This window comes from Erwinia sp. Leaf53 (assembly GCF_001422605.1).
Classification (GTDB): domain Bacteria; phylum Pseudomonadota; class Gammaproteobacteria; order Enterobacterales; family Enterobacteriaceae; genus Erwinia.
Genome location: NZ_LMLK01000004.1, coordinates 74,880 through 101,513, shown reverse-complemented (window position 1 = coordinate 101,513; position 26,634 = coordinate 74,880). Strand labels below are relative to the sequence as shown.

The 26,634-nt window shown below is 58.6% G+C and carries 26 protein-coding genes and 1 pseudogene; 12 read left to right on the top strand and 15 right to left on the bottom strand.

Translation table 11 applies throughout. The annotated features are described in order from the left end of the window. Positions 1-14 precede the first annotated feature (14 nt). Positions 15-773 (bottom strand): SDR family NAD(P)-dependent oxidoreductase, encoded by a 759-nt coding sequence (locus tag ASF13_RS06110; RefSeq protein ID WP_056233649.1) that lies wholly within the window; start codon positions 771-773, stop codon positions 15-17. Between the two features lie 116 nt (positions 774-889). Between ASF13_RS06110 and ASF13_RS06105 the strand changes: the two genes are divergently transcribed. After that, entirely contained in the window at positions 890-1,789 is a 900-nt protein-coding gene (locus tag ASF13_RS06105) for a LysR family transcriptional regulator (protein ID WP_056233648.1), read from the top strand. A 49-nt stretch (positions 1,790-1,838) separates the two neighbouring features. Then, positions 1,839-2,846 carry an inner membrane protein YhjD gene (gene yhjD / locus ASF13_RS06100; protein WP_056233646.1) on the top strand — a complete coding sequence of 336 codons (1,008 nt, stop codon included), beginning with the start codon at positions 1,839-1,841 and terminating at the stop codon, positions 2,844-2,846. Between the two features lie 244 nt (positions 2,847-3,090). On the opposite strand, the pseudogene ASF13_RS06095 reads toward yhjD, so the two are convergent. The 5 genes and pseudogenes from ASF13_RS06095 to cpxP all read right to left on the bottom strand — a co-directional run. Continuing rightward, positions 3,091-3,843, bottom strand: a pseudogene (locus tag ASF13_RS06095) (CDP-diacylglycerol diphosphatase); the annotation flags it as partial. Positions 3,844-4,036: 193 nt separating this feature from the next. Continuing rightward, positions 4,037-5,026 carry a sulfate ABC transporter substrate-binding protein gene (locus tag ASF13_RS06090; RefSeq protein WP_056233645.1) on the bottom strand — a complete coding sequence of 330 codons (990 nt, stop codon included), beginning with the start codon at positions 5,024-5,026 and terminating at the stop codon, positions 4,037-4,039. A 142-nt stretch (positions 5,027-5,168) separates the two neighbouring features. After that, the gene (gene pfkA / locus ASF13_RS06085; RefSeq protein WP_056233642.1) at positions 5,169-6,131 is read right to left on the bottom strand and encodes a 6-phosphofructokinase; all 963 of its coding nucleotides are present in this window, start codon (positions 6,129-6,131) and stop codon (positions 5,169-5,171) included. Positions 6,132-6,332: 201 nt separating this feature from the next. Continuing rightward, positions 6,333-7,244, bottom strand: coding sequence for a CDF family cation-efflux transporter FieF (gene fieF / locus ASF13_RS06080; protein WP_056233640.1), 912 nt, complete (start codon positions 7,242-7,244; stop codon positions 6,333-6,335). Positions 7,245-7,487: 243 nt separating this feature from the next. Next, the gene (gene cpxP, locus ASF13_RS06075) at positions 7,488-7,997 is read right to left on the bottom strand and encodes a cell-envelope stress modulator CpxP (RefSeq protein WP_056233638.1); all 510 of its coding nucleotides are present in this window, start codon (positions 7,995-7,997) and stop codon (positions 7,488-7,490) included. A 151-nt stretch (positions 7,998-8,148) separates the two neighbouring features. Here cpxP and cpxR point away from each other — a divergent pair, with 151 nt between their 5' ends. From cpxR to trmL, 3 genes are read left to right on the top strand one after another with little or no spacing between them, the layout of a single operon-like run. Next, complete coding sequence (cpxR, locus tag ASF13_RS06070; protein WP_056233637.1) at positions 8,149-8,850, top strand: envelope stress response regulator transcription factor CpxR; 702 nt, start codon at positions 8,149-8,151, stop codon at positions 8,848-8,850. Continuing rightward, on the top strand, positions 8,847-10,226 hold the full coding sequence (gene cpxA / locus ASF13_RS06065; protein ID WP_056233634.1) for an envelope stress sensor histidine kinase CpxA: 1,380 nt from the start codon (positions 8,847-8,849) through the stop codon (positions 10,224-10,226). Before cpxR ends, cpxA begins: the two co-directional genes overlap by 4 nt. 39 nt (positions 10,227-10,265) lie before the next feature. After that, entirely contained in the window at positions 10,266-10,739 is a 474-nt protein-coding gene (trmL, locus tag ASF13_RS06060) for a tRNA (uridine(34)/cytosine(34)/5-carboxymethylaminomethyluridine(34)-2'-O)-methyltransferase TrmL (protein WP_056233631.1), read from the top strand. 162 nt (positions 10,740-10,901) lie between these two features. Here the strand turns inward: trmL and cysE are convergent, their stop codons facing one another. The 5 genes from cysE to ASF13_RS06035 all read right to left on the bottom strand — a co-directional run bounded on the left by cysE (position 10,902) and on the right by ASF13_RS06035 (position 14,069). After that, positions 10,902-11,723 carry a serine O-acetyltransferase gene (gene cysE / locus ASF13_RS06055; RefSeq protein WP_056233629.1) on the bottom strand — a complete coding sequence of 274 codons (822 nt, stop codon included), beginning with the start codon at positions 11,721-11,723 and terminating at the stop codon, positions 10,902-10,904. Positions 11,724-11,787: 64 nt separating this feature from the next. Continuing rightward, positions 11,788-12,807 (bottom strand): NAD(P)H-dependent glycerol-3-phosphate dehydrogenase, encoded by a 1,020-nt coding sequence (gpsA, locus tag ASF13_RS06050; RefSeq protein ID WP_056233626.1) that lies wholly within the window; start codon positions 12,805-12,807, stop codon positions 11,788-11,790. Then, positions 12,807-13,271, bottom strand: a complete 465-nt coding sequence (secB, locus tag ASF13_RS06045; protein WP_056233624.1) for a protein-export chaperone SecB — start codon at positions 13,269-13,271, stop codon at positions 12,807-12,809. Before secB ends, gpsA begins: the two co-directional genes overlap by 1 nt. 82 nt (positions 13,272-13,353) lie before the next feature. Beyond that, on the bottom strand, positions 13,354-13,605 hold the full coding sequence (gene grxC, locus ASF13_RS06040; RefSeq protein WP_056233621.1) for a glutaredoxin 3: 252 nt from the start codon (positions 13,603-13,605) through the stop codon (positions 13,354-13,356). A 32-nt stretch (positions 13,606-13,637) separates the two neighbouring features. Continuing rightward, positions 13,638-14,069 carry a rhodanese-like domain-containing protein gene (locus ASF13_RS06035; RefSeq protein ID WP_056233619.1) on the bottom strand — a complete coding sequence of 144 codons (432 nt, stop codon included), beginning with the start codon at positions 14,067-14,069 and terminating at the stop codon, positions 13,638-13,640. Positions 14,070-14,417: 348 nt separating this feature from the next. Here ASF13_RS06035 and envC point away from each other — a divergent pair, with 348 nt between their 5' ends. Further along, positions 14,418-15,722 (top strand): murein hydrolase activator EnvC, encoded by a 1,305-nt coding sequence (envC, locus tag ASF13_RS06030; protein ID WP_082502301.1) that lies wholly within the window; start codon positions 14,418-14,420, stop codon positions 15,720-15,722. Positions 15,723-15,766: 44 nt separating this feature from the next. Beyond that, entirely contained in the window at positions 15,767-16,687 is a 921-nt protein-coding gene (locus ASF13_RS06025; protein ID WP_056233747.1) for a divergent polysaccharide deacetylase family protein, read from the top strand. A 111-nt stretch (positions 16,688-16,798) separates the two neighbouring features. Here ASF13_RS06025 and tdh read toward each other — a convergent pair whose 3' ends face one another. Further along, on the bottom strand, positions 16,799-17,827 hold the full coding sequence (gene tdh / locus ASF13_RS06020) for an L-threonine 3-dehydrogenase (RefSeq protein ID WP_056233615.1): 1,029 nt from the start codon (positions 17,825-17,827) through the stop codon (positions 16,799-16,801). Positions 17,828-17,840: 13 nt separating this feature from the next. Further along, a complete protein-coding gene (locus ASF13_RS06015) occupies positions 17,841-19,037 on the bottom strand; it encodes a glycine C-acetyltransferase (protein WP_056233613.1) in 1,197 nt (398 codons plus the stop codon). 242 nt (positions 19,038-19,279) lie between these two features. Between ASF13_RS06015 and rfaD the strand changes: the two genes are divergently transcribed. The 5 genes from rfaD to ASF13_RS05990 all read left to right on the top strand — a co-directional run bounded on the left by rfaD (position 19,280) and on the right by ASF13_RS05990 (position 24,487). Continuing rightward, positions 19,280-20,212: an ADP-glyceromanno-heptose 6-epimerase gene (gene rfaD, locus ASF13_RS06010; protein ID WP_056233745.1), complete on the top strand. Its 933-nt coding sequence runs from the start codon at positions 19,280-19,282 to the stop codon at positions 20,210-20,212. Between the two features lie 16 nt (positions 20,213-20,228). Continuing rightward, the gene (rfaF, locus tag ASF13_RS06005; protein ID WP_056233611.1) at positions 20,229-21,275 is read left to right on the top strand and encodes an ADP-heptose--LPS heptosyltransferase RfaF; all 1,047 of its coding nucleotides are present in this window, start codon (positions 20,229-20,231) and stop codon (positions 21,273-21,275) included. After that, a complete protein-coding gene (rfaC, locus tag ASF13_RS06000; RefSeq protein WP_056233609.1) occupies positions 21,276-22,247 on the top strand; it encodes a lipopolysaccharide heptosyltransferase RfaC in 972 nt (323 codons plus the stop codon). Positions 22,248-22,416: 169 nt separating this feature from the next. Next, the gene (locus ASF13_RS05995; protein WP_056233607.1) at positions 22,417-23,313 is read left to right on the top strand and encodes a hypothetical protein; all 897 of its coding nucleotides are present in this window, start codon (positions 22,417-22,419) and stop codon (positions 23,311-23,313) included. After that, entirely contained in the window at positions 23,303-24,487 is a 1,185-nt protein-coding gene (locus ASF13_RS05990; protein ID WP_056233606.1) for an O-antigen ligase, read from the top strand. The genes ASF13_RS05995 and ASF13_RS05990 overlap by 11 nt, the downstream gene beginning before the upstream one ends. Before the next feature lie 2 nt (positions 24,488-24,489). On the opposite strand, the gene ASF13_RS05985 is transcribed toward ASF13_RS05990, so the two are convergent. After that, positions 24,490-25,554: a glycosyltransferase family 9 protein gene (locus ASF13_RS05985; protein WP_056233604.1), complete on the bottom strand. Its 1,065-nt coding sequence runs from the start codon at positions 25,552-25,554 to the stop codon at positions 24,490-24,492. Then, positions 25,541-26,515 carry a polysaccharide deacetylase family protein gene (locus ASF13_RS05980; protein WP_056233602.1) on the bottom strand — a complete coding sequence of 325 codons (975 nt, stop codon included), beginning with the start codon at positions 26,513-26,515 and terminating at the stop codon, positions 25,541-25,543. Before ASF13_RS05980 ends, ASF13_RS05985 begins: the two co-directional genes overlap by 14 nt. Positions 26,516-26,634 lie beyond the last annotated feature (119 nt).

Below are 26,634 nucleotides of genomic sequence, written 5' to 3'. Positions count from 1 at the left end.
CTGCCCGGCGGCACTTACAGGAACATGCCGCCGGAAGCCTCGATGCGCTGACCGTTGACCCAGCGGCACTGCTCGCTGAACAGCGCGACCACCGCATGGCCGATATCATCCGGCTGCCCGGCCCGCCCCAGCGCGGTCTGGGCGGCGACAAAGGCGTTCAGCGCCGCATCATCACGCACCCGGCCCCCGCCGAAATCGGTCTCGATCGCCCCCGGTGCCAGCACGTTAACGGTAATGCCGCGCGCGCCCAGCTCCTTCGCCTGATAGCGGGTCAGCACCTCAATCGCCCCTTTTACCGCCGCATAGGCCCCCGCTCCCGGCAGGGTAAAACGCGCCAGCCCGCTGGAAACGTTAACGATGCGTCCGCCGTCCGCCAGCAGCGGCAGCAGCTTCTGGGTCAGGAAGAACGGCCCCTTAAAATGCACCGCCACCAGCTGGTCAAACTGCGCTTCACTGGTTTCCATAAACGGCTGATGCAGGCCGGTGCCGGCGTTGTTTAATAAATAGTCGAAACTGTCGCGTTGCCAAATCAGCGCCAGCTGTTCTTTCACCGCCGCCGCAAAATCATCAAAGCGGCTGCTGTCGGCAACATCCAGCTGCAGCGCCAGCCCGCGCGCTCCCAGCGCCTCAATCTGCCGTACCGCCGCCTGCGCCTGCTGCTGCTGGCTGTGATAGGTCAGGATGACGTCGATGCCTTTTTCAGCCAGTTTTAACGCTGCATTCAGGCCTAAACCGCGGCTGCCGCCGGTAATCAGGGCAATTTTTTCAGACATTTTCTCTCTCCGGGCGTGGGTTGTGGACAAAAAGAAGGTTATTACGTGTCAGACGATCTATAAATAAGGGTAAATACGATTCACTGTTTCATTTGCAACAACAAAAGGCGCAGGCGATGGATAAAATTCAGGCAATGCGGCTGTTCGTGCGGGTGGCTGAAATGCAGAGTTTCACCCGCGCCGCCGAGAGCTGCGGCCTGCCGAAAGGCAGCCTCTCGCGGCAGATCCAGGCGCTGGAGAACCATCTCGGCTCGCGCCTGCTGCACCGCACCACCCGCCGCGTGCAGCTGACCCAGGATGGCATGGTTTACTTTGAGCGCTGCCGCGACGTGCTGGCCACGCTGGAGGAGATGGACTCGCTGTTTCAGCACGACCCGGCCACGCTCAGCGGCCGGATTCGGGTAGATATGCCGGTCAGCCTCGCCAGCCAGTACCTGATGCCGCTGCTGCCGGACTTTATGCGCAACTATCCCGGCATTGAACTGGATCTGAGCAGCAGCGACCGGCGGGTGGACGTGGTGCGCGAAGGGTTTGACTGCGTGGTGCGTGTCGGCATGCTGGAGGACTCCGGGCTGATCGCCCGCCCGCTGGGTACGCTGACCCAGATTAACTGCGCCAGCCCGGACTATCTGGCGCGTTTTGGCACGCCGACCACGCTGGAGTCGCTGTCGCTGCACGCGATGGTGCACTACAGCCAGCAGCCCGGCCTGCAGCCGGAAGGTTTTGAGTACTACGACGGCAAGTTTACCCAGCTGATTAAAACCGGCGGGGTGATCACCGTGAACAGCACCGAAACCTATCGCGCCGCCTGCATCGCCGGGCTGGGGATTATTCAGGTGCCGAAGGTCGGGGTACAGAGCGCGCTGCAGGAGAAGAAGCTGGTGGAGGTACTGCCGCTGTTCCGGGCGCGGCCGATGCCGGTTTCCCTGCTCTGGCCGCACCGCCGCAATCTGGCGAAACGTGTCCACGTGTTTATCGAGTGGTTAAGCCTCGCTCTGAAACGTTACGTCACCTGACCGACAGACTATAATTTCATGTTATCGGTAAATTTCAAGGATATGACCCATGACGGACAGTCAACAACGCGCGCCTCAGCGTCCGGCCAAAGCGGAAAAACCGCTGATCAACATTAAAACCGGCAATCGCACGGTGGATAAGTCCATCACCCGGGTTTCCCGGCTGGTCAGCTGGTTTCAGGCTATTCCGGCGGTGGCCCACTTTCTCCGCGCCGGCGAGCGCTTTAATGACCGCCTCGGCAGCCAGTTTGGTGCTGCCATCACCTACTTTTCGTTCCTGTCGCTGATTCCGATCCTGATGGTGTCTTTTGCCGCCGTCGGCTTTGTGCTGGCCTCCAACCCCGATCTGCTGACCGGGCTGATCGCGAAGATGGTCGGCAGCATCAGCGACCCGGCGCTGGCCGCCACCCTGAAAAGTACGGTGAATACCGCGGTGCAGCAGCGCACCACGGTCGGCCTGACCGGGCTGCTGGTGGCGCTCTACTCGGGGATCAGCTGGATGGGCAACCTGCGTGAAGCCATTCGCGCGCAGTCGCGCGACGTCTGGGAGCGCACGCCACAGGATCAGGAGAAAATCTGGTTTAAATACAGCCGCGATTTTATCTCGCTGACCGGGCTGGTGCTGGCGCTGATTATCACCCTGTCGCTGACCTCGGTCGCCGGCGCGGCGCAGGCGGCGATTGTGCGGGCGCTCGGGCTGGAGGGAATTGAATGGCTGCGCCCGGCGATGACCGTTATCGCGCTGTCGATTTCGATCTTCGCCAACTACCTGCTGTTCCTGTGGATCTTCTGGATCCTGCCCCGTCACAAGCCGCGCAAAAAAGCGCTGCTGCGCGGCACCCTGCTGGCGGCGATCGGCTTCGAGGTGATTAAGTTTATTATGACCCTGACGCTGCCCAAGCTGGCCTCGTCGCCTTCCGGTGCCGCCTTCGGCTCGGTGCTCGGTCTGATGGCGTTTTTCTACTTCTTTGCGCGCCTGACCCTGTTCTGCGCCGCCTGGATCGCCACCGCGCGCTACAAAGACGATCCGCTACCGGAGGAAAAAGCGGCACGTTAAGCGCCGGGCAGCGCGCGATCGTTCAACGCGCTGCCTGCGGTTCAGATACCAGAGGTTCAGATGTCAGGGGTTCAGGTGCCAGGGCTTCAGGTGCCAGGGCTTCAGGTGCCAGGGCTTCAGATGCCAGAGGTTCAGATGCCAGGGCTTCAGACGCCTGATGTTCAGCAGCAGGAAGGATCGATGCCTGAGGCTCGGACGTCCGGGGGTTGGGCAGCGGAACGTTCGATGTATGAGGGTTAACCCGGCTCAACAGCGCACAGCTGTGATCCTGCAGCTCCTCGGCATGGCCGCGGTTGAGCAGCAGCCAGTTGCGTTTCAGCACCATCAGCACGCGTTTGCCGCCGCCCAGCGAAGCGACGGCAATACCGTAGCTGCCCATATCCTCACGCGCGCCGGGCAGCTCGCGGGCCAGTATAATAAACGGGCTGGTGCGTTTGAACTCGTCGCGGGTGAGGATCCGCAACTGGTAGTCGTGCCCGACCAGCTGGTGAGTTTGCCACTGATTGCTGAGCTGGCCGCTCAGGCTGTCGAGCCGCTGGCGGACGTCCGCCCGCAGGCAGGAGATATGAATATGCAGCTGATTCTGGCTGCGTCCCCAGCGCGAGTTGATCGCGAGCGCATAGACGCTCTCGTCAATCGGCGCGCCGCGGCGCTCCTCCATAAAATGCCGCGCGCGCCAGGCTTCGGCAAAGTAGTTGGCGGTGGCAGGATTGAGCAGTTTCTGGCTCTCAATGCCGCTGACTTTTGCCACCGGCAGCAGCAGGAACTGCAGCGGGCCGTTGCGGTCCTTCAGCACCACGTAGTCATCCGGCAAATTAACCAGCCGACAGGGCGCGGGCTGGTTGTTCAGCCGCTGGCCGGGCACGCACTGCTGGCTGACAATCTGCCACAGCGCAACCGCATTGCGTTGAAAATTAAACGCAACAATGCCGCTCGCGGCGGCGATCGCCACCACCACAGCCGCCACGCCCGCCGCCACCCACTTCGTTCCCTGCATCAGCCTCTGCCCCAGTCCGCACGATGCCTGTAATGTAGTTCAGGCCTGCCCGAAGATCATGCGAAATCATCACGCAGGTGAACATTTTTCGGCACTTTTCGTCACCTGCAATGACTTAACGCAAATTAACCGGTGGCGGCATAAAAAAAGGCTGACGGGGTCACCGTCAGCCTTTTTTATCGCCTGCGCAAACTTAGCGCTTCATCACCTGATCGTAGGTGCCGCCTTCGGCGAAGTGGGTTTTCTGTGCGGCGGTCCAGCCGCCAAATTTGCCGTCGATGGTGAACAGGTTCACCGGCGCGAAGGTGCTGGCGAACTGCTTCGCTACCGCCGGATCGCGAGGACGATAGAAGTTCTTCGCCGCGATCTCCTGGCCTTCCGGCGAGTAGAGATACTTCAGGTAGGCATCGGCCACCTGACGGGTATCGCGCTCGTCCACCACTTTATCCACCACCGAGACGGTCGGTTCAGCCAGGATCGACTCGCTCGGCGTGACGATTTCAAACTTATCGGCACCCAGCTTGTTTACCGCCAGGTAGGCTTCGTTTTCCCACGCCAGCAGCACGTCACCGATACCGCGCTCAACGAAGGTATTAGTCGCGCCGCGCGCGCCGGAGTCCTGTACTTCGACGTTCTTAAACAGCGCCTTCACGTACTCCTGCGCCTTCGCCTGGTCGCCTTTGTTCTGATCCAGCGCCCAGCCCCAGGCCGCCAGATAGTTCCAGCGCGCGCCGCCGGAAGTTTTCGGGTTTGGCGTAATCACCGACACGCCCGGCTTGATCAGATCCGGCCAGTCGTGGATCTGTTTCGGGTTGCCTTTGCGTACCAGGAACACGATGGTCGAGGTATAAGGCGCGGAGTTATCCGGCAGGCGTTTAATCCAGTTTTTATCAATGCGGCCGCGCTCGGCAATCGCGTCCACGTCAGAGGCCAGCGCCAGGGTTACCACATCGGCCTTAATGCCGTTGATCACCGAGGTGGCCTGTTTGCCGGATCCGCCGTGTGACTGGCGAATCACCACGTTATCGCCGGTTTCCTGTTTGTAGTGTGCGCTGAACGCTTTGTTATACTGCTCATACAGCTCACGCGTCGGATCGTAAGAGACGTTCAGCAGCTGAACATCCTTCGCCAGCACGCTGGTTGAGGCCAGTAACAGGGTAAATCCCACACTCCACTTATTCATCGCACACACTCCCCAAGGTTTTGTTGAGTGAAGCGTGACATAAAGTAACCAACGATTTAAAGAATTAAAAAACAGCTTTAATAACCATATGGAATATAGCTTTGCATAAAAAAGGCGCTGACCCGCAGCGCCTTGATTTTGCTTAGTAAAGACGTTTCGCCGTTTCCAGCCAGTCGCCCTTAAATGGACGCTTCATATTTTCAATCGCGTCAATGATGTCGTGATGCACCATTTTTTCATTCTGGATACCGACGCAGCGGCCGCCGTAGCCCTGCAGCAGCAGTTCGATCGAGTAGGCACCCATGCGTGAAGCCAGGATACGGTCGTAAGCCACCGGCGCACCGCCGCGCTGAATATGGCCCAGCACCGTGGCGCGCGTTTCACGTTTGGTTTCAGATTCGATATATTTCGCCAGCTCGTCGACGTCGCAGATGTGCTCGGTAATCGCCACAATCGCGTGCTTTTTGCCTTTGGCGATGCCGGCTTTGATCTCATCCACCAGCTCTTCACGGGTGTAAGGCGCTTCCGGCAGGACGATAAACTCGCAGCCGCCGGCGATCGCCGCCGCCAGCGTCAGGTCGCCGCAGTAACGCCCCATCACTTCGACAATCGAAATACGCTGATGTGAAGAGGAGGTGTCGCGCAGGCGGTCAATGGCTTCCACCACCGTTTCCAGTGCGGTGAAATAGCCGATGGTGTAGTCGGTACCGGCTACGTCATTATCGATGGTACCCGGCAGACCGATGCACGGGAAGCCCATCTCGGTCAGGCGCTTGGCACCCATGTAGGAACCATCACCGCCGATCACCACCAGCGCATCAATGCCGCGTTTTTTCATGTTCTCAATCGCAACCGTACGCACCTCATCCTCGCGGAACGCCGGGAAACGGGCAGAGCCGAGGAAGGTGCCGCCGCGGTTGATCATGTCTGAAACGCTGTAGCGGTCGAGGTTGATCATGCGATCTTCGTACAGGCCCAGATAGCCATCATAAATACCACAGACTTCCAGTCCTTCACTCAATGCGGCGCGCACAACGCCACGGATCGCAGCGTTCATACCTGGGGCGTCACCGCCACTTGTCAGTACACCGATTTTTTTGATCATGACAACCTCTGAACTTGTTGATACCAATGATGAATTCTGAACGCCGGAGCGGAACAACCCACGCGACCGAGTAAGCAGAGTCTGATAAGTGCAATAGTATATCAAACACTGTGAGCTGAATTGATTCAGGTCACAGCCTAAATGGCTATTTTTTTTGCGGTAAGTCACGTTTCTTACAGCATCCGGACAGATAAACCACGTTTACTCGCCACAACCGGAAAAATTTCCCTGACGGCCTTCCGGCACCACCGAGCAGGGATCGAGATGAATAATCACGTCCGACCCCGGAAAACGCCGGAGCAGCGCCTGTTCCAGCTGGTCGGCAATATGGTGCGCCTGCAGCAGGGGCAGGTGGTCATCCATTTCCAGATGCAGCTGAATAAAACGTGTCGGCCCGGACTGGCGGGTACGCAGATCGTGCGCGCCCCGCACCCCCGGCCAGCCGGCGACGATCGCCAGCATCGCCTGATGCTCGGTTTCCGGCAACGCGCGATCCAGCAGCGCCTGCACCGCTTCATAGCCCATCCGCAGTGCACTGTAGAGGATCCAGACGCCAATCCCCAGCGCAAACAGCGCATCTGCGCGGTGGAAGCCGTACCAGCTCAGCGCCAGAGAGAGCAAAATGGCCCCGTTCATCACCACGTCGGACTGATAGTGCAGCATGTCGGCACGGATCGCCTGACTGTGGGTATGACGCACCACCCAGCGCTGGAAGGTCACCAGTAATAGCGTAGAAAACAGCGCGATCAGGGTCACGATGATGCCCACCTGCGGCGAGGTCATCGGTTCCGGGGTCACCAGGTGCTGGAAGCCGGTCAGGAACAGGAACAGCGCCGATCCGGAAATAAACATGCTCTGCGCCAGCGCCGCAAGGGACTCGGCCTTACCATGGCCAAAGGTGTGCTCGGCATCGGCGGGCTGCAGCGAATAGCGCACCACCAGCAGGTTGGTCAGCGAGGCGGCAATGTCGACCAGCGAGTCCACCAGCGCCGCCAGCACGCTGACCGACCCGGTATGCCACCAGGCAAAGATTTTGATAATCAGCAACAGTGAAGCCAGTACCGTCGCCGCAAGGGCCGCCGCGTTTACCAGCCGGGCATAGCGTTGATTCATGGCGCACGCTCTCAGAGAATGTGCACTCAGTATATCGGGTTTTGCGCAAAAAAAGCCCGGTTGTGGTGGCCGGTTGGCGATCAAAATGCGGTCGATGGGCCGCTACGGCCGGGAGACAGGGACAAATTTTTGCCAAAAAAAACCCCCTCATCATGAGGGGGAAGACAGGGATGTGTCTATGGCAAGGAAAACAGGGATACTCTGGTACAGGGACTACGTTACTGATGACTCGCTACTGATAACTTACGGGTTACTCCCGGTACTGCTTGCCGCCTGCAGCGGTGAGGAGACCTGCATATTCGTCAGCCGGCGCAATTCTTCAAGGCGCTGCTGGTGTCGTTTCTCTAAAACAGCCTGCTGCTGGGGCGTTAACAGGTGGTACATCTGGTTGCGTATGCGAGCCATCTCGACCTGCCGCGACACTTCCGCCTGCGCTATTTTTTCCGCCTGAGCCTGGTAGGCTGCCTGATCAAATTTTTCTGCAATAATCAATTCATGCATCTGTTCTAAATCGTTAATACTTATGGGAGAACGATCGTGACGTACCTGCTGCATCAGATCGCGCAACTGTTGCCGCTGTTGTTCAGTCAGGTTGATGCCATCAAACATATGGCTTTGCGGAACCTGCTGCAGCGTGCGGTTTGCGCCATCGTTCTGATGCATCTCGTCAGTCGTCGTCACGGCTGCTGCAAAGGCGTTGGAGAGTGTTAATATCAACGCCGGCACCGCAACGACGGCAGTAACATTGCGCATCGTGTACTCCCAGTTTTGTTGCGTATTTCGATTCAACGAGAGCCAGTTTAAAGTGCCCGCTGCAAACATGCGTCAGGGGGTGTAAAACTACGTAAAGTCAGTGATTAGGCGCGTTCGTTCACGGTATTTTGCCTGCGGAGGGCAATAAAAAATGAATAAAATCCTGTTGGTTGACGATGACCGCGAATTGACTTCGCTACTGAAAGAATTGCTGGAAATGGAAGGCTTCGACGTGCTGGTTGCCGGCGACGGCGAACAGGCACTGGCGATACTGGACAGCACGGTTGACCTGTTACTTCTGGACGTAATGATGCCGAAGAAAAACGGCATTGATACCCTGAAAGAGTTGCGTCAGCAGCATCAGACCCCGGTGATTATGCTCACCGCCCGCGGCAGCGAACTGGACCGCGTACTCGGCCTCGAGCTGGGTGCCGACGACTATCTGCCAAAACCCTTTAACGACCGTGAACTGGTGGCGCGCATCCGCGCGATCCTGCGCCGGTCAAACTGGAGCGAGCAGCAGCAACAGCAGCACGACAACAGTTCGCCAACGCTGGAAGTGGATCAGCTGCGCCTCAATCCCGGACGCCAGGAAGCCAGCTTTGAGAGTATCTCACTGGATTTAACCGGCACCGAGTTCACCCTGCTCTACCTGCTGGCGCAGCACCTCGGCCAGGTGGTGTCACGTGAGCACCTCAGCCAGGAAGTGCTGGGCAAACGGCTGACGCCGTTTGACCGCGCCATCGATATGCACATCTCCAACCTGCGGCGGAAACTGCCGGAGCGCAAAGACGGGCATCCGTGGTTTAAAACCCTGCGTGGTCGTGGCTACCTGATGGTGTCTGCCGCATGATCTCCAGCCTGACGACCCGCATCTTTGCCATTTTCTGGCTGACGCTGGCGCTGGTGCTGATGCTGGTGCTGATGCTGCCGAAGCTGGACTCACGCCAGATGACCCCGCTGCTGGACAGTGAACAGCGGCAGGGGTTGATGATCGAGCAGCACGTCGAGGCAGAACTGAGCCAGGATCCGCCTAATGACCTGATGTGGTGGCGCAGGCTGTTCCGCGCCATCGACAAATGGGCACCGCCCGGCCAGCGCCTGTTGCTGGTCACCAGCGAAGGGCGGGTGATTGGCGCCCAGCACAGCGAGATGCAGGTCATCAGGAATTTTATCGGCCAGGCCGATAACGCCGATCAGCCGCAGAAGAAAAAATATGGCCGCGTTGAACTGGTCGGACCGTTTTCGATTCGCGACGGGGAAGATAACTACCAGCTGTATCTGATTCGCCCGGCGGGCAGTTCGCAGCTGGACTTTATCAACCTGCTGTTTGACCGCCCGCTGCTGTTGCTGATGGTCACCATGCTGATCAGCTCGCCGCTGCTGCTGTGGCTGGCGTGGAGCCTGGCAAAACCGGCGCGACGGCTGAAACATGCCGCCGACGACGTCGCCGCCGGCAACCTGCGCCAGCGGCCGGAGCTGGAGTCCGGGCCGCAGGAGTTCCTGGCGGCCGGTGCCAGCTTTAACCAGATGATCAGCGCGCTGGCGCGGATGATGACCACCCAGCAGCGCCTGCTGTCGGATATCTCGCACGAGCTGCGCACCCCGCTGACCCGCCTGCAGCTGGCGACGGCGCTGATGCGCCGCCGTCACGGTGAAGGCAAGGAGCTGGGGCGCATTGAGATGGAGGCGCAGCGGCTGGACGGCATGATTAACGATCTGCTGGTGCTGTCGCGGGCGCAGCACACCAATGCGCTGGTCAGCGAAACCCTGAAGGCCAGCCATTTGTGGTCTGACGTGCTGGAGGATGCGCGCTTTGAAGCCGAGCAGATGGGGAAATCACTGGAAGTCCCTTATCCGCCAGGCCCGTGGCCGCTGTACGGAAACCCGAACGCGCTGGACAGCGCGCTGGAGAACATCGTACGTAACGCCCTGCGCTACTCGCACAGCAAAATTTCGGTCAGCTTTGCGGTGGATAAAAAGGGCATCACCATCCACGTTGATGATGACGGTCCGGGGGTCAGCCCGGAAGATCGTGAACAGATTTTCCGGCCGTTCTACCGCACCGACGAGGCACGCGACCGCGAATCGGGCGGCACCGGGCTGGGGCTGGCGATCGTCGAGAACGCCATTCAGCAGCACCGGGGCTGGGTGAAAGCCGACGACAGCCCGCTGGGTGGCCTGCGCCTGACGCTCTGGCTTCCGTTATATACCACCCAGAGCGAATAATTTGTTATCCTGCGGCCCTCGTTTTTGAGGGCCGTCTTAATGCTTAACATCGTCTTGTTTGAACCTGAAATCCCGCCGAACACCGGCAATATCATCCGCCTGTGCGCCAACACCGGCTTCCGGCTGCACCTGATTAAACCACTGGGGTTTGCCTGGGACGATAAACGGCTGCGCCGCGCCGGGCTGGATTACCACGAATTCACCGCGGTTAAGCATCACGACAGTTATGACGCCTTCCTCGCCAGCGAAGCGCCACAGCGGCTTTTCGCCCTCACCACTAAAGGCACCCCGGCCCACAGCGCCGTCAGCTACCAGCCCGGCGACTTCCTGCTGTTCGGCCCGGAAACCCGCGGCCTGCCAGCCAGTATCCTTGATGCCCTGCCTGCACAGCAGAAGATCCGCATCCCGATGATGGCGGACAGCCGCAGCATGAACCTGTCGAACGCGGTTTCGGTGGTGGTCTACGAAGCGTGGCGCCAGCTGGATTATGCCGGCGCGCTGATTAAGAAGTGAACGTCAGCATGGAGCCCTGGTGCCCCTTGTCAGCGATTACAGGGGCCGTCGGTGTCGCAGCCACTCTGGATTCGGCCAGCGCGGAGAACCCGGAGCGTACTGAAGTACGTGAGGAGTTCGAGCACTGCCCGAATTCAAAATGGCAAGTAAACCAGGCCGATCTCAGATCCCGTCGCCGAATTCGAAGCCGGGTACCGTGCCGTTAAAATGCTGATCCATATCCATCGACGGCTTGTCGCTGTTCGGCTTGCCGACGATGCGTGCCGGCACGCCGGCGGCGGTGGTATGCGGCGGCACCGGCTGCAGCACCACCGAACCGGCACCGATTTTCGCACCGTGGCCGACTTCGATATTGCCGAGGATCTTGGCACCGGCACCAATCATCACCCCTTCACGGATCTTCGGATGGCGATCGCCGGTCGTTTTGCCGGTACCGCCCAGCGTGACGTTCTGCAGGATCGAAACGTCATCTTCAATCACCGCCGTCTCCCCCACCACAATACCGGTAGCGTGGTCGAGCATGATGCCGCGGCCAATTTTTGCCGCCGGATGGATATCGACGGCGAACGAAACCGAGATTTCGTTTTGCAGGTAGATCGCCAGCGCGCGGCGGCCTTCATTCCACAGCCAGTGGCCGATACGGTAAGCCTGCAGCGCATGGAAGCCTTTCAGGTAGAGCAGCGGAGTGGAGTATTTGTCGACCGCCGGGTCGCGCTGGCGCACCGCCTGAATATCACAGGCGGCCGAGACGATCATCGACGGATCCTGACGATAGGCGTCGAGGATCACCTCGCGGATCGCAATCGCCGGCATGATCGGGTTAGACAGCTTGTTGGCCAGCATATAGCTCAGCGCCAGGCCGAGGTCATCATGCTTTAACAGGGTGGCGTGGTAGAAACTGGCCAGCATTGGCTCACAGTCCGCCAGCGCGCGCGCTTCCGTTTTGATGTTATCCCAGATCAGTTCAGGTTCTACGCACGGCATGATTCTCTCCCCATTAAAAATAGCGCCCGGCGGGCGCTAACGACGTTCACGCGACCACTCCGGCTCAGCGACTGCTGTTCTCATCCTTCCTTGTGCGCCCCAGCAGGCTCAGGGCCGCCTCACGCGCATCTTTACCGCTGTACAGCACCTGGAAGATCTGCTCGGTAATCGGCATCTCAACGCCGTAACGTGCCGCCAGGGCCTTCACCTCTTTGGTATTACGGTAGCCTTCCACCACCTGACCAATCGCCTGCTGGGCCCCTTCCACATCGGCACCCTGCCCGAGCATCATACCAAAGCGACGGTTGCGAGACTGGTTATCGGTGCAGGTCAGCACCAGGTCGCCCAGCCCGGCCATGCCCATAAAGGTGGTCGGATCGGCACCTAATGCCGCCCCAAGCCGGCTCATTTCAGCCAGCCCGCGGGTGATCAGCGCGGTGCGGGCATTGGCACCAAAGCCAATACCGTCGGACATGCCGGCACCGATGGCAATGACGTTCTTCACGGCACCGCCGAGCTGAACGCCAATAAAATCGGGGTTGTTATACACGCGGAAGCTTTTGCCACAGTGCAGCAGCTGCTGCAGCTCGTCGGCAAAACGGCTATCGGTTGCCGCCAGCGCGATCGCCGTTGGCAGGCCCGCCGCCAGCTCTTTGGCAAACGTCGGGCCGGAAATCACCGCCAGCGGGATCGACTCGCCAAGGATTTCGCGTGCCACGTCCTGTAACAGACGCCCGGTCTCCTTCTCCAGCCCTTTGGTCGCCCATACCAGGCGCGAGTCCGCCCGCAGGTGCGGCTTAATCTGCTGCAGCACGTCGCCAAACACGTGGCTCGGCACCACCACCAGCAGATCGCGGCTGGSGGCCACGGCGTTTGCCAGGTCGGTTTCCAGCTGCAGGGTATCCGGGAAGGGCACATCGGGAAGGAAAGCGCTGTTGCAGCGGTCGGCCTGCAGCTGCGCCTGGCGCTGCGGGTTATGGCCCCACAGCACCACGTTGTGGCCGTTACGGGCCAGCGTAATCGCCAAAGCGGTGCCGTACGAGCCGGCACCGATGACGCTCATGGAAGCATGAGGGCTACGCATCAGGCATCCTGCTGCGGTGCTTCACCTTCGTTTGACTGCTGCAGGTAGTTCATAAACAGCGCGTCAAAGTTAACCGGTGCCAGGTTCAGCTGCGGGAAGGTGCCACGGGAGACCAGGCTGGTGATGCACTCACGGGCATACGGGAACAGAATGTTCGGGCAGTATGCGCCCAGGCAATGTGCCATCTGGGTGCCTTCGATACCACCGATAGAGAAGATGCCCGCCTGCTGCACTTCGCACAGGAATGCTGCTTCTTCACCCACGGTCGCGGTCACGGTGACGCGCAGCACGACTTCATACACGTCGTCAGCCAGCTGGGTAGAGGCGGTGTCCAGATCCAGTTTAACTTCCGGCTCCCACTCTTTCTGGAAGACCTGTGGCGCGTTAGGCGCTTCGAAGGAGATATCCTTGGTGTAGATACGCTGGATCTGGAAAGACATTTCGGTGTTGTTTTGTTCTGACATGGTACGTAATCCTATGGGTTAATAATCCGTTATTGTGCCGAAGCGCGGGTCAGCAATGGGCGCGTTACATGCGCGCCCGCTGCTAGTTCAGCAGCGGGTCAAGGCCCTGCTGCGCGTCAAGCGCGAACAGGTCATCACAGCCACCGATGTGCCGATCGTCGATAAAAATTTGCGGTACCGTGGTGCGACCGCTGCGGGCGATCATCTTCTCGCGCAGCGGCGCGTCGCCATCGATGGCAATCTCTTTAAACGCCACGCCTTTCTGGCTGAGCAGCGCCTTAGCACGATGGCAGAAAGGGCAGGTTGCTTTGGTATAAATCTCAACGTTAGCCATAGCGGCTCTCCTTCACTGTGTCAGACGGACTGCTATTTACCGCGCACCAGCGGCAGGTTCTCGCTGCTCCAGCCGGATACGCCCTCTTTCAGGACGAACACCTGCGGAAAGCCTGCTGCGATCAGCTGTGCCGCAGAGTCAGACGCAGAGGTGCCGGTGGCACAAACCACGATCAGCGGCTGCGCTTTGTGTTTTTCCAGTTCGCTAAAGCTGCCTTTCTTGATATCCGCAGCCAGCACGTTAATCGCATTAGAGATATGGCCTTTACGGAAGTCATCACGCCCACGCACGTCCACTACCACGGCATCTTCTTTGTTAATTAAACGGGTAGCTTCACCACGGCTAATCACTTTTACTTTGGAGAACATGCCCTTAACGGTGGTCACGATCACCAAAACCAGCAAAACAACCCACGAAAGAGCTAAGATGGTGTGATTGCCTGCGAACTGCATAATATCTTGCATGAGGGGTAACAACTCCCGAAAGGGTTAATAAGCGAAAACAAGGGTTCTGAGTATACCTTTCGGGGCTGTCATGTACAGCCGCGAAGGCCGTCTGAATTGCGTTTTCTGCGGCATAATCCAAAAAAAAGTTGCCTTTAATGAAAAAGGCTATCCTGTGATCGAGGCGTGTCGCAACGGGTGGTGAATTGTTGCGCAGCTGCGCACTTCGCAGGCGATGCGCCACCTGACATTTGGCTTAACGTCATGCCCGCAACCTGCGGTTTAGCGGCTAAAAGGTCACGACTGGTAATAGAAAACCGCGCAGTGGTCGCTGGTAAGCCGCTGTTCATCGTGGAATAATCCGCGGCTATGAGGGAAAAAGCGACAGTGATCATTTCAAGGATTCCGCGTCATACCCCGCCGCGCCGGCGACTGCGCGGCGGCGTGTCCGCCCTGACCATCGGTGCATTGTGCAGCGCGATGCTGCTGTGCCCGCTCACCGCCGCAGCGGCTGACGATAATAAGTCGCAGCTGCAGAGCCTGCAGCAGGATATCGCGGCAAAAGAGAAAAGCGTGCAGCTGCAGAAGCAGCAGCGCAGCCAGCTGCTCAACCAGCTACAGAGCCAGGAAAAGGTGATTGCCCAGGCCAGCCGCCAGCTGCGCGATACCCGGTCGGTCCTTGGCGCGCTCGGCAAAGAGATTACCACCCTGACCGCCTCGATCGCCCGGCTGCAGCAGCAGCAGCAGCAGCAGGAAGCACTGCTGGCCGATCAGCTGGATGCGGCCTTCCGTCAGGGCCAGCATAGCGGCCTGCAGCTGGTGCTGAGCGGCGAAGAGAGCCAGCGCAGCGAGCGGATGCTGGCCTACTTCGGTTATCTCAATGATGCACGACAGAAGTCAATTGCGGAGCTGCAACAGACCCGCACTGACCTCTCGGCGCAGAAAACCAGCCTGGTGGATAAACAGGCGCAGCAAAAAAGCCTGTTAAGCCAGCAGCAGAGCCAGCAGCAGACGCTGGAAGGGGCGCGCCAGGCGCGGCAAAAAACCCTGACCACGCTGGAATCCTCGCTGGAGAAAGACCAGGCGCAGCTGGTTGAGCTGCGGCAGAACGAAAGCCGCCTGCGCGATAAGATCGCCAAAGCCGAGCGGGAGGCCAAAGCCCGCGCGGAGCGCGAAGCGCGTGAGGCGCAACAGGTGCGCGAGCGTGAGGCGCAGGCCAAACGCAAAGGCACCACCTACAAACCGACCGAGAACGAACGCGCGCTGGTCTCACGTACCGGCGGCCTGGGCCGGCCGGCCGGTCAGGCGATCTGGCCGGTACGCGGCCGCGTTGAACACCGCTTTGGCGAACAGCTGCAGGGTGAGCTACGCTGGAAAGGGCTGGTGATTGCGGCGCCGGAAGGCACTGAAGTTAAAGCGATTGCCGATGGCCGGGTGCTGATGGCCGACTGGCTGCAGGGCTACGGCCTGGTGGTGGTGGTTGAGCACGGTAAAGGTGATATGAGCCTGTACGGCTATAATCAGAGCGCGCTGGTCGGCGTCGGCACCCAGGTGAAAGCCGGGCAGCCGATCGCCCTGGTCGGCAACAGCGGCGGCCGCGGCACGCCGTCACTCTATTTTGAAATTCGTCGTCAGGGACAAGCCGTTAACCCGGTTCCGTGGCTAGGGAGATAACTGTGCAACGTCGAAAACTCAGCGCGCTGCTGGCAGCCGTGCTGATGGCCGGGCCGGCTTACGCCGGTAAGCTTTCGATCGTCATCGATGACTTCGGCTACCGGCCCGCGCAGGAGAACCAGGTATTACAGATGCCGGCGGCCATCTCGGTCGCGGTGCTGCCGAATGCCCCGCACGCCCGCGACATGGCGACCAAAGCCCACCAGCGCGGCCACGAGGTATTGATCCATCTGCCGATGGCCCCGCTCAGCAAACAGCCGCTGGAAAAAGATACCCTGCGCCCGGAGATGTCCGCCGACGAAATCGCACGTATCGTGCGTGAGGCCAGCGAAAAGGTGCCGTTTGCGGTGGGGCTGAACAACCATATGGGCAGCGCGATGACCTCCAGCCTGGCCGGGATGCAGAAGGTGATGCAGGTACTCTCGCACTACAACTTCTACTTCCTCGACAGCATGACCATCGGCAGCAGTAAGTCGGTGCAGGCCGCTGCGGGCACCAGCGTGAAGGTGATTAAACGCCGGGTGTTCCTCGACGATACGCAAAATGAAGCGGACATCCGCCGGCAGTTTATGCGGGCGGTGCGGCTGGCGCAGCGTGACGGTTCGGCGATCGCCATCGGCCATCCGCATCCGACTACCGTCCGCGTGCTGCAGCAGATGCTGCCGACCCTGCCCGCCGATATCACCCTGGTGCGCCCGAGCCAGCTGCTGAATGAGCCGCAGCGGGTGAATAACGCGCCGCTGCCGCCGGACAGCAAACCTCAGGCGGTGAAGCCGCGTAATCCGTTCCGCCCGGGCAAGGTCTGCCCGGTAAAAGTCGCCCCGGTGCCGGCCACGCGCGCGCTAAGCATCATCGCCGAAAGTCTGGCGAATGGCCCGCTGATCAAACAGGTGATGGCACAGATCGTCGGTTCGCCGACGACAAACGAACCAGCGACAGACAGGCCAGCAGCAGCCGGGCACTAGCGGCGGCCGGTGCGCTCCGGCCGCAGAACAGCAGGCCGGGCGGGTCGTTCCCCCGGATGTCCGGCGTCATCAGGCGTCGCGCTCCGACGCCCGCCTTCTGCAGCTGCCCGCTCAGTCCCAGTCGAGGATCACCTTACCCGCCTGCCCGGCGCGCATCACATCAAAGCCCTGCTGAAACTCATCGATGTGCAGCCGGTGGGTGATCACCGGGCTGATATCCAGCCCGGACTGCAGCAGCGCCACCATTTTGTACCAGGTTTCAAACATCTCGCGGCCGTAGATACCTTTGATAAACAGCCCCTTGAAGATCACCTGATTCCAGTCAATCGCCATTTCGGCGGAGGGGATGCCCAGCATAGCGATGCGCCCGCCGTGGTTCATCACGCTGAGCATGCCGCGAAACGCCGCCGCGACCCCGGACATCTCCAGCCCGACGTCAAACCCCTCGGTCATACCCAGCTCGCTCATGGTTTGCGTCAGGTTCTGCTGACCCACGTTAACCGCCCGGGTGACGCCGACCTTCTGCGCCAGCGCCAGCCGGTAGTCGTTCACGTCGGTGATCACCACGTGGCGTGCACCCACGTGGCGGCAAATGGCCGCCGCCATAATGCCGATCGGCCCCGCGCCGGCGATCAGCACGTCCTCGCCCACCAGGTCGAACGAGAGCGCGGTGTGCACCGCGTTGCCGAACGGATCGAAGATCGCCGCCAGTTCATCGGAAATATTATCGGGAATTTTGAAGGCGTTAGCCGCCGGGATCGTCAGGTACTCGGCGAAGCTGCCCTGGCGGTTGACGCCGACGCCGATGGCGTTACGGCACAGGTGGGTGCGACCGCCGCGGCAGTTACGACAGTGGCCGCAGGTGATATGCCCCTCGCCAGAGACCCGGTCGCCGGGGGCGAATCCAGCCACCTCCTGGCCAACCGCCACCACCTCGCCGACGTACTCGTGGCCGGTGATCATCGGTACCGGAATGGTGCGCTGCGACCAGCTGTCCCAGTTGTAGATATGCACGTCGGTGCCGCAGATGGCGCTTTTGCGGATTTTAATCAGTACGTCGTTATGGCCCGGCTCCGGCACCGGCGCATCGTCAGTCATCCAGATGCCGGGGCGCGAGTGCAGTTTAGCGAGTGCTTTCATGGTGGGGCTCCTGTCAGGCGATCACGCCAAGCTGGCGGCCGATGTGGCTGAAGGCCGCCACCGCCCTTTCCAGCTGCGGCTGGCCGTGTGCGGCGGAGATCTGGGTGCGGATGCGCGCCTGCCCTTTCGGCACCACCGGATAACAGAAACCGGTGACGTAGATGCCCTCCTGCTGCAGGCGGCTGGCGAAGGTCTGCGCCAGCCGCGCATCGCCGAGCATTACCGGGATAATGGCGTGATCGGCCCCGGCCAGCGTAAAGCCCGCCGCGCTCATCGCGCCGCGGAAGTAGCGCACGTTCTCCCACAGCCGCTGCCGCAGCCCATGACCTTCGCTCAGCAGCTGCAGCGCCTGCTGTGAGGCCGCCACCACCACCGGGGCCAGCGAGTTGGAGAACAGATAAGGACGCGAGCGCTGGCGCAGCCACTCCACCACCTCGCGCTTTGCGGCGGTATAGCCGCCGGAGGCGCCGCCCAGCGCTTTGCCCAGCGTGCCGGTGATAATGTCCACCCGCCCCATCACCTCACAGTATTCATGGCTGCCGCGCCCGCCGGCACCGACAAAGCCGACCGCATGGGAGTCGTCGACCATCACCAGCGCCTGCCAGCGATCGGCAAGGTCACAGATGCCGCGCAGGTTGGCAATCACCCCGTCCATCGAGAACACCCCGTCGGTGGCGATCAGAATATGGCGGGCACCCGCTTCGCGCGCCTGGCGCAGGCAGCTTTCCAGCTCCGCCATATCGTTGTTGGCGTAGCGGTAACGCTGCGCCTTGCACAGACGAATACCGTCAATAATCGAGGCGTGGTTCAGCGCGTCTGAGATCACCGCATCTTCCGGACCAAGCAGCGTCTCAAACAGGCCGCCGTTGGCGTCAAAGCAGGAGGAGTAGAGGATGGCATCGTCCATGCCGAGGAAGCCGGCCAGCTGCTTTTCCAGCGCACGATGGCGATCCTGGGTACCGCAGATAAAACGCACCGAGGCCATGCCAAAACCCTGGCCGTCGAGGCCGGCTTTCGCCGCGGCGATCAGCGACGGGTGGTTGGCCAGCCCGAGGTAGTTATTGGCGCACAGGTTCAGCACCTCGCTGCCGTCCGCCAGTTCAATCGTCGCCTGCTGTGGGCCGACGATCTGCCGTTCCGTTTTGAACAACCCCTCATCTTCCGTTTCGCGCAGCTGCTGCTTAAGCTGTTGATAGAAATCCTGCTTCATGATTATCCTCCGGCTGGTGCATTTGATAATACGGACACCTGAGAATAAAGCAGTTAACCGGATAACCGATCAACGCGATCTGTTTTTTGCCGCACATCTCACGGAAAATAACCGGACGGGTAACGGCACCGGTGACAACTTCAGTTACAGACTCCTCTGGCTGCCTGCACAGCGCTGAAGTGTTATGATAGAAGCATTAGCGCGTCAGCATCCTGCGACGCCCCCACTTAAGGCCAATGCTCATGATTATCGTCACCGGTGGTGCCGGATTTATTGGAAGCAACATCGTCAAGGCACTGAACGCCAAAGGTCACACCGATATTCTGGTGGTCGACAACCTGAAAGACGGCACCAAGTTCGCTAACCTGGTCGACCTGGATATCGCCGACTACATGGACAAGGAAGACTTTCTGATCGCTATCCTCGCCGATGAAGACTTTGGCGATGTGGAAGCGGTGTTCCATGAAGGTGCCTGTTCCTCTACCACCGAGTGGGACGGCAAGTACATGATGGAAAACAACTATCAGTACTCGAAAGAGCTGCTGCACTACTGCCTTGAGCACCAGATCCCGTTCCTTTACGCCTCCTCCGCCGCCACCTACGGCGGTCGCAACGCCGACTTTATCGAAGAGCGCCAGTTTGAAGAGCCGCTGAACGTTTATGGCTACTCCAAGATGCTGTTTGACCACTACGTCCGCAGCATCCTGCCGGAAGCCGAATCGCCGGTGTGTGGCTTCCGCTACTTCAACGTTTACGGCCCGCGCGAAGGCCACAAAGGCAGCATGGCCAGCGTGGCGTTCCACCTCAATACCCAGCTGAACAACGGCGAGAACCCGAAACTGTTTGAAGGCAGCGACGGCTTTAAGCGCGACTTCGTCTACGTGGAAGACGTGGCGGCGGTCAACCTGTGGTTCTGGGAAAACGGCGTTTCCGGCATCTTCAACTGCGGCTCCGGCCGCGCCGAGTCCTTCCAGCAGGTGGCCGATGCCGCGCTGAACTACCACCAGAAAGGGGCGATCGAATACATCCCGTTCCCGGAAAAACTCAAAGGCCGCTACCAGGCCTACACGCTGGCCGACCAGACCAAACTGCGCGCAGCGGGCTACGACAAGCCGTTTAAAACCGTGGCGGAAGGCGTGGCGGAGTATATGGCCTGGCTGAACCGCAACGCGTAACGGGACGATCCGGGTCATGAAAATTCTGGTTATCGGCCCGTCATGGGTCGGCGATATGATGATGTCGCAGAGCCTGTATCGCACGCTGAAAGTGCAGCACCCTGACGCGACGATCGACGTGATGGCGCCAGCCTGGTGCCGTCCGCTGCTGTCGCGCATGCCGGAAGTGAGCAACGCGCTGGCGATGCCGCTGGGGCACGGTGCGCTGGCGATCGGCGAACGTCGCCGGCTTGGGCAGCAGCTGCGCGGTGCCGGCTATGACCGCGCGTACGTGCTGCCGAACTCGTTTAAGTCGGCGCTGGTGCCGTTCTTTGCCGCGATCCCCCGGCGTACAGGCTGGCGCGGAGAGATGCGCTACGGCCTGCTCAACGACCTGCGGGTGCTGGATAAAGCGGCCTTCCCGCTGATGGTGCAGCGCTACGTGGCGCTGGGCTACCCGAAAGGAAACATCACCCGCGCCAGCGATCTGCCGCAGCCGCTGCTGTGGCCAAAGCTGCAGGTGCAGGAGGCGGAGAAGCAGGCCACCGTGGCCGCCTTCAGTCTGAACAGCGGGCGACCGCTGATCGGCTTCTGTCCGGGGGCAGAGTTTGGCCCGGCCAAGCGCTGGCCGCACTACCACTATGCCAGCCTGGCGCAGCAGCTGATCGACCAGGGACACCAGATCGTGCTGTTCGGCTCGGCCAAAGACCATGAAACCGGGCAACAGATTCTGGCCACGCTGAGCGAAGAACGCCGCCAGCACTGCCGCAATCTGGCCGGGGAGACCCAGCTGGAGCAGGCGGTGATCCTGCTGGCGGCCTGCCAGGCGGTGGTCAGCAATGACTCCGGCCTGATGCATATCGCCGCTGCGCTGGAGCGTCCGCTGGTGGCGCTGTACGGGCCAAGCAGCCCGGACTTCACGCCGCCGCTGTCCGAACACGCCCGGGTGATCAGGCTGATCACCGGCTATCACAAAGTCCGCAAAGGGGATGCCGCCGAAGGTTATCACCAGAGCCTGATCGACATCACACCGGAACGGGTGATTGCCGAGCTGGCCACGCTTTGCCCGACGCCAGGAGTTTGAATGCGGGTTCTGATTATTAAAACGTCCTCGATGGGGGACGTGCTGCACACGCTGCCCGCCTTAACCGACGCTATGCAGGCGATACCCGGTATCCGTTTCGACTGGGTGGTGGAAGAGGGCTTCGCACAGATCCCCGCCTGGCATCCGGCGGTGGATAAAGTGCTGCCGGTAGCGATTCGCCGCTGGCGTAAACACTGGTTTGGCAGCCAGGTTCGCGAAGAGCGCGTGGTGTTTAAACGCGAGCTGCAGTCGCGCGAGTACGACCTGGTGATCGATGCCCAGGGGCTGATCAAGAGCGCGGCGCTGGTCACCCGTCTGGCGTACGGCGTCAAACACGGCCCGGACAGCCGCAGCGCGCGTGAGCCGTTTGCCAGCTGGTGGTACGACCGCCGCCATGAGATCGCGAAAGCCAGGCACGCGGTGGAACGCACCCGTGAACTGTTTGCCAAAAGCCTCGGCTACCCGTTACCGGCCACCCCCGGCGACTACGCCATTGCCCGCCACTTCACCGCGGAGTTACCCGCCGACGCCGGTCAGTATCTGGTGTTTCTGCACGCCACCACGCGGGATAACAAACACTGGCCGGAGAGCCACTGGCGTGACCTGATCGCACTGGTACAGCCCACCGGCCTGCGCATCCGGCTGCCCTGGGGTGCCCCGCACGAAGAGCAGCGGGCGCTGCGGCTGGCCGACGGTTTTGACCACGTCGAGGTGCTGCCAAAGCTGACGCTGGAGCAGGTGGCGCTGCAGCTGGCCGGCGCACGCGGCGTGGTCTCGGTCGACACCGGCTTAAGCCACCTCACCGCCGCGTTAGCACGGCCGAACATCACCCTGTACGGCCCGACCGATCCGGGGCTGATTGGCGGCTATGGGGAGAATCAGTATGTTCTCAAATCGCCAGCCTCCGGTGAGATGGCCGCTATTCAGGCGTCTGTCGTATTTGAAAAACTGGAATCTCTGCTGCAGGTATAAAACAGCACATATTCAGGAGCACTGCGACAAAAGCGATGGCACAGTGGCCATCGTTAAAGCGACCTCCCCGAAAATCGGGCTGACCGGCGTGCTGCCCACTCAATAAGCAGATAAATTTCTGTAGTCAGATTGTGTTTGCACCTGAACCAGTAAGGAACTGAGATCGGTTATGGGAACTTTTTTTAAACAAATTTATCGATATACCCGCCCACGCAGCTATCGACATAATGAAAATTTGTGGCCTTATGTCAAAATTACCCGCGCGGCGGAAGGTCATATCCAGTCTTTCAAACTGCGCGGTCACAATATTCCCCTGGTCGATCTCTCAGAGCTCAAGGGAAAATTCAGTGGCGACCTGCTGTTAGTCGCTTCTGGTCCTTCCGTTAACGATACCGACTTCTCGCCACTGGTCACTATGCCAGCGATGGGCGTAAATGGTGCCTGGTTTTTACACAAGGTGCTGGATTTCAGCCTGTATGTCATAGTCGATATGACGTTCATCGATCAGAGACTGTCTTTGGTAAAAGAAATCGTCGGTCGTCCCGAGGTGCTGTTATTTACTACTATCAACGGTATCATGAAAATAGTACATCATTTTGGGATTGATGCCCTACGCTGTCGTCTGGCGGTGGTAGAAGATGCCTGCTTCAGGGTATATCAACCTAAAATTCAAAGCAGTGAAATATATCAGACCTGTCATGATAAAAGCCACATTAGCTTTAGTCCGAAAAACAATAACATTGCCTTCAGCAATGATATCAGAGAAGGTATATTTGATGCCGCCACTGTTGTTTACTGGTCTTTGCAAATCGTGAAATTCATGGGGTTCTCTCGGGTGATCATCGCAGGACTGGATATGAACAATTTCCATCGCCCCAGATTTTATGAGAATGATAAAGACCGCTCCCCAAGCTTTCTTGAAAGTCAATTTTCCGTTCTGATTGAGCCAGCATTCTCCCTCGCCAGTTCAATCTTTAAAGAAGATAAAATTCAGGTTTTAAACCTTTCGCAAAACAGCGCCCTGAGTGATGAAATTTTTAAAAAGGTCACAAGTCATGACATTTGAAAACAACAAATACTTAGTCAAAACCACCATACTGACTTATATGGCATTTGTTTTTTCCCTTCCGCTGTTGAGTGGAGAATTTCGATCGTCTGTTTTATTCTATCTTTCATTCACTCTTCTTCTGGTTACACTTCTCTCCCATAAAATACTCCGGGAAAGAATATTCAGTCAACGAGAATTTAATACCGGAATCATACTGTTAGCGTCCTTTCTTGTCTGGTTTTCATTGAGTAACCTGTGGGGTTCCGATCCCTCCAATATTTTATCAACGTTAAAGCACAGCCTCTATCTTTTAGGTTTCGTTCTGCTCTTTCGACTATCATGTTTGCATGGTCACAAGAACATTGTTTTGTCACTGTTTTTTTTAGCCACTGTCATCCTCTGTGTGCTGATATTTATCTATGTTGATAAAGCCAACATCATCTCCGGCAGGCTGGATAGGGTATTAATTAATCAGCCATCAAATGTGATTGATCTGGGGGGTTACTTTAGCCTTAGCATAATCTGTGGCTTTATTCTTATTCGTGATACGGGAAAAAAATGGATTTTTTTACCAATCGCACTGCTTTTTTTAGGCCTGTTATTTACCCAAAGCCGTGGACCTTTATTCTCCCTGCTGCTGGCCTGCGCACCGTTATTAACGTTGCTCCGCCGTACGCATCTTAGTTACCTGTTAATGGGTGCCTTGACTATCGGAGTACTGGCTCTCATCCTTTTTCTCAGCAACTATGATAATACGCTAACCGCGCGTCTTGCCTCCACATATCAACAAAGTTTCATTCGCATAGGTATCTGGCGGGATGCCTGGGACTTGTTTTTACAAAAGCCGTGGATGGGATGGGGGTTTGATAAGGAACTCGACTTTGTAAATCAGATTGGTGAGCGCGTTCATACCACCCACAGTATCTACTTTGGAACGTTACTGAAAGGTGGGAGCCTTGGCATGGCGTTGATGCTTTCCGTAGTGGGTTACTCGCTGTATATGGGATGGCAACATATCAAGATAAACCAGGCGCTGGAGGCTTCAATGATTGTGTTCTCGCTAATATTTTACACCAGCCAGGGAATGTTTATTCTGGGTAATCCTGGCGAGTCATGGTTTCTGTTCTGGTTCCCGATTGCAGTGGTACTCAGCCTGCCTGTTAAAGGGCAGCCTGCGCCTGACCGCCCCTGATATCATTTCTTCGCCAGTGTTGTTACATGAATGCAGACATCGTCAGCCTCAATGAGTTGCAGAGGCTGACGGATCTCCCCCGGGATATCATCAACCCTGAGCGTTATGTGGCGCTCGCGATCCTGATAAGGCCCCGTATGTTCGGGTTCTGCGCTGGCATACAGACTAACCGTCGACGTTTTTAACGCCACGGCGAGGTGTAAAGGTCCGGTATCTCCTGTTACCAGGACGTCCAGCCCGTCAATGACCGTCAACAGTTCAGTCAGCGAGGTTTTACCGATAAGGATTTCAGTCTGCGCTGCCACACTTTCACTGGCAAGCTCCATAAATTGCCCGGCAAGCGGCATATCTTTCGCACCGCCGATCAGCACTATCCTGTAGCCTGATGCCGTCAGCCGGTTAGCCAGTTCAACAAAGCGTGCTACAGGCCAGCAGCGCATGGATTCTGATGCCCCCATCTGGAAACCAATACGTTTTGATAGGTCCTGCGGAGCCCGGTTAAAATGAACAGGAATGCGCATTGACGGATCCTTTGTTTCGCAACCCAGGATGCTCAGAAGGTTCAGCTTTCGCTGGATCAGGTGCCCGTCAAAAGGTGCTGAATATGCATTTATCCAGCTATTTAACTCTGAGCTGTCGACCAGATAGTTATCGCGAATAATATAGCGACTGCCCGACAACACGGCACATAAAATATCATAGGGCATGTACGAGTGGAGGATCACCGTCAGCTGGGGCCTGAAACGTCTCAGAGAACGGATCAATGCATGGCAATTTCTGACCTTATTATCCCAGTAGAACACCCGATTAAACCACTCACTTCCCTCAACAAGAGGCCGGTTTTTTTCACTGGAAACCAGCGCAAATGATGCGCCGGGATAACGCAGCTTCAGCGCATGGATGGCAGGGGTGTTAAACATCAGATCGCCCAACGCGGTGGTCGAATAAATGACGATGCGTTCAAACTCCAGCGAAGGATCGAGAGCCTTGTGCTTTTCTAATTTACGTGCAAAAAAATGATAGATCGTTAACAGATAACCGATCCATTTTACCTTACTTTTTTTCATGGCTTTCACGTGATTTTTGTTGGTAATAGTCCGTTAACGTCATTCCCACGCAGCGTTCCTGCAGATAACTGAACAATTGCTCAAGATTGTCATAAAGGGCGTCAATGTCCGCTGCGGTTTTAAAGGTCGGGCTGCCGCCGGGCATAAATTCAGAGGAGTGCAGCATAAATTCCACGTAGTCGCTGCCCCCCGCCAGGGTTTTATCCACCACGCCGAGCATCTGCTGCAGATTGCCACGCGACGGGCGCAGCCAGTGCACCGACGGGCTGCGGCGCTTGCCGCGCAGGCGATCCCAGCCCTGCTTTACGCCGTTCATCAGCGATGAATGCTTATACTGGATGCTCATCGGCACCTCCAGCAGCGGCGAGTTACCCGCACGGGAGATATCCTGCGGGTCGATAAACCACGGGCGATCGGGGAAGTGCTGATAGTTGGTGCCCCCCGCCCCCTGCGGTGCCCCCGGCGAAAACTGCCAGTTGATGCGCGGCGTCACCGAGCAGTCCACCTGATACCCCTGTTCGATCAGCAGGCGGGCATAATAGGCGTTAAACGCCCAGCGGCCGGCGCGGTGGCTGCGCATTTTCACCTGCAGCGTCTGCTCCAGCAGGTCGGTCATAAAGCTGACCTTCTCTTTAATGACCGCTTCCGGGTACTCAATCAGGTAGGGTTTGTGCCGCCAGTCATCGCCGGTCAGGTCATGCTGCGGCGGGCTGTTCCACGCGTGCAGGTGCATGCCGATTTCGCCGCTGTCGCGGGCGATCACGTCACGGGCAAACTCAACGTAGGCCGGGTCGATCGCCATCTCGTAGTTGGTCAGCCAGACAGGCTTGAAGGTAAATCGCTCACACAGCTGCTGAAAGCGCGGCAGAAAACGGGTGTTTTCCGTGGCAATCCGATCGTGATTTTGCCAAAGATTATCGCCTTCGGTATCGATTGTGATGATAAACGCGGGCTTTGCCATTTCCATTCCTGTCTGCCGGATAATCAGTGCGCTATGTTACGTAGCGGGCAGTGAAAGCGCAAAGGTAATTGTACCCCGGGCCGGCAGCGGGTCGCGAGGCTGGTCACGCCCCGGTGACT

What these genes read in the sequence shown, in the direction of transcription:
- ASF13_RS05990 (WP_056233606.1), top strand. Translation starts at nt 23,303, where the DNA reads ATGACATTTGAAAACAACAAATACTTAGTCAAAACCACCATACTGACT.
- ASF13_RS06035 (WP_056233619.1), bottom strand. Translation starts at nt 14,069, where the DNA reads ATGCAAGATATTATGCAGTTCGCAGGCAATCACACCATCTTAGCTCTT.
- ASF13_RS06110 (WP_056233649.1), bottom strand. Translation starts at nt 773, where the DNA reads ATGTCTGAAAAAATTGCCCTGATTACCGGCGGCAGCCGCGGTTTAGGC.
- ASF13_RS05980 (WP_056233602.1), bottom strand. Translation starts at nt 26,515, where the DNA reads ATGGCAAAGCCCGCGTTTATCATCACAATCGATACCGAAGGCGATAAT.
- ASF13_RS05985 (WP_056233604.1), bottom strand. Translation starts at nt 25,554, where the DNA reads ATGAAAAAAAGTAAGGTAAAATGGATCGGTTATCTGTTAACGATCTAT.
- tdh (WP_056233615.1), bottom strand. Translation starts at nt 17,827, where the DNA reads ATGAAAGCACTCGCTAAACTGCACTCGCGCCCCGGCATCTGGATGACT.
- ASF13_RS06090 (WP_056233645.1), bottom strand. Translation starts at nt 5,026, where the DNA reads ATGAATAAGTGGAGTGTGGGATTTACCCTGTTACTGGCCTCAACCAGC.
- cpxA (WP_056233634.1), top strand. Translation starts at nt 8,847, where the DNA reads ATGATCTCCAGCCTGACGACCCGCATCTTTGCCATTTTCTGGCTGACG.
- cpxP (WP_056233638.1), bottom strand. Translation starts at nt 7,997, where the DNA reads ATGCGCAATGTTACTGCCGTCGTTGCGGTGCCGGCGTTGATATTAACA.
- cpxR (WP_056233637.1), top strand. Translation starts at nt 8,149, where the DNA reads ATGAATAAAATCCTGTTGGTTGACGATGACCGCGAATTGACTTCGCTA.
- rfaD (WP_056233745.1), top strand. Translation starts at nt 19,280, where the DNA reads ATGATTATCGTCACCGGTGGTGCCGGATTTATTGGAAGCAACATCGTC.
- rfaC (WP_056233609.1), top strand. Translation starts at nt 21,276, where the DNA reads ATGCGGGTTCTGATTATTAAAACGTCCTCGATGGGGGACGTGCTGCAC.
- grxC (WP_056233621.1), bottom strand. Translation starts at nt 13,605, where the DNA reads ATGGCTAACGTTGAGATTTATACCAAAGCAACCTGCCCTTTCTGCCAT.
- yhjD (WP_056233646.1), top strand. Translation starts at nt 1,839, where the DNA reads ATGACGGACAGTCAACAACGCGCGCCTCAGCGTCCGGCCAAAGCGGAA.
- pfkA (WP_056233642.1), bottom strand. Translation starts at nt 6,131, where the DNA reads ATGATCAAAAAAATCGGTGTACTGACAAGTGGCGGTGACGCCCCAGGT.
- ASF13_RS06105 (WP_056233648.1), top strand. Translation starts at nt 890, where the DNA reads ATGGATAAAATTCAGGCAATGCGGCTGTTCGTGCGGGTGGCTGAAATG.
- fieF (WP_056233640.1), bottom strand. Translation starts at nt 7,244, where the DNA reads ATGAATCAACGCTATGCCCGGCTGGTAAACGCGGCGGCCCTTGCGGCG.
- ASF13_RS05995 (WP_056233607.1), top strand. Translation starts at nt 22,417, where the DNA reads ATGGGAACTTTTTTTAAACAAATTTATCGATATACCCGCCCACGCAGC.
- ASF13_RS06015 (WP_056233613.1), bottom strand. Translation starts at nt 19,037, where the DNA reads ATGAAGCAGGATTTCTATCAACAGCTTAAGCAGCAGCTGCGCGAAACG.
- secB (WP_056233624.1), bottom strand. Translation starts at nt 13,271, where the DNA reads ATGTCAGAACAAAACAACACCGAAATGTCTTTCCAGATCCAGCGTATC.
- cysE (WP_056233629.1), bottom strand. Translation starts at nt 11,723, where the DNA reads ATGCCGTGCGTAGAACCTGAACTGATCTGGGATAACATCAAAACGGAA.
- rfaF (WP_056233611.1), top strand. Translation starts at nt 20,229, where the DNA reads ATGAAAATTCTGGTTATCGGCCCGTCATGGGTCGGCGATATGATGATG.
- envC (WP_082502301.1), top strand. Translation starts at nt 14,418, where the DNA reads ATGAGGGAAAAAGCGACAGTGATCATTTCAAGGATTCCGCGTCATACC.
- ASF13_RS06025 (WP_056233747.1), top strand. Translation starts at nt 15,767, where the DNA reads ATGGCCGGGCCGGCTTACGCCGGTAAGCTTTCGATCGTCATCGATGAC.
- trmL (WP_056233631.1), top strand. Translation starts at nt 10,266, where the DNA reads ATGCTTAACATCGTCTTGTTTGAACCTGAAATCCCGCCGAACACCGGC.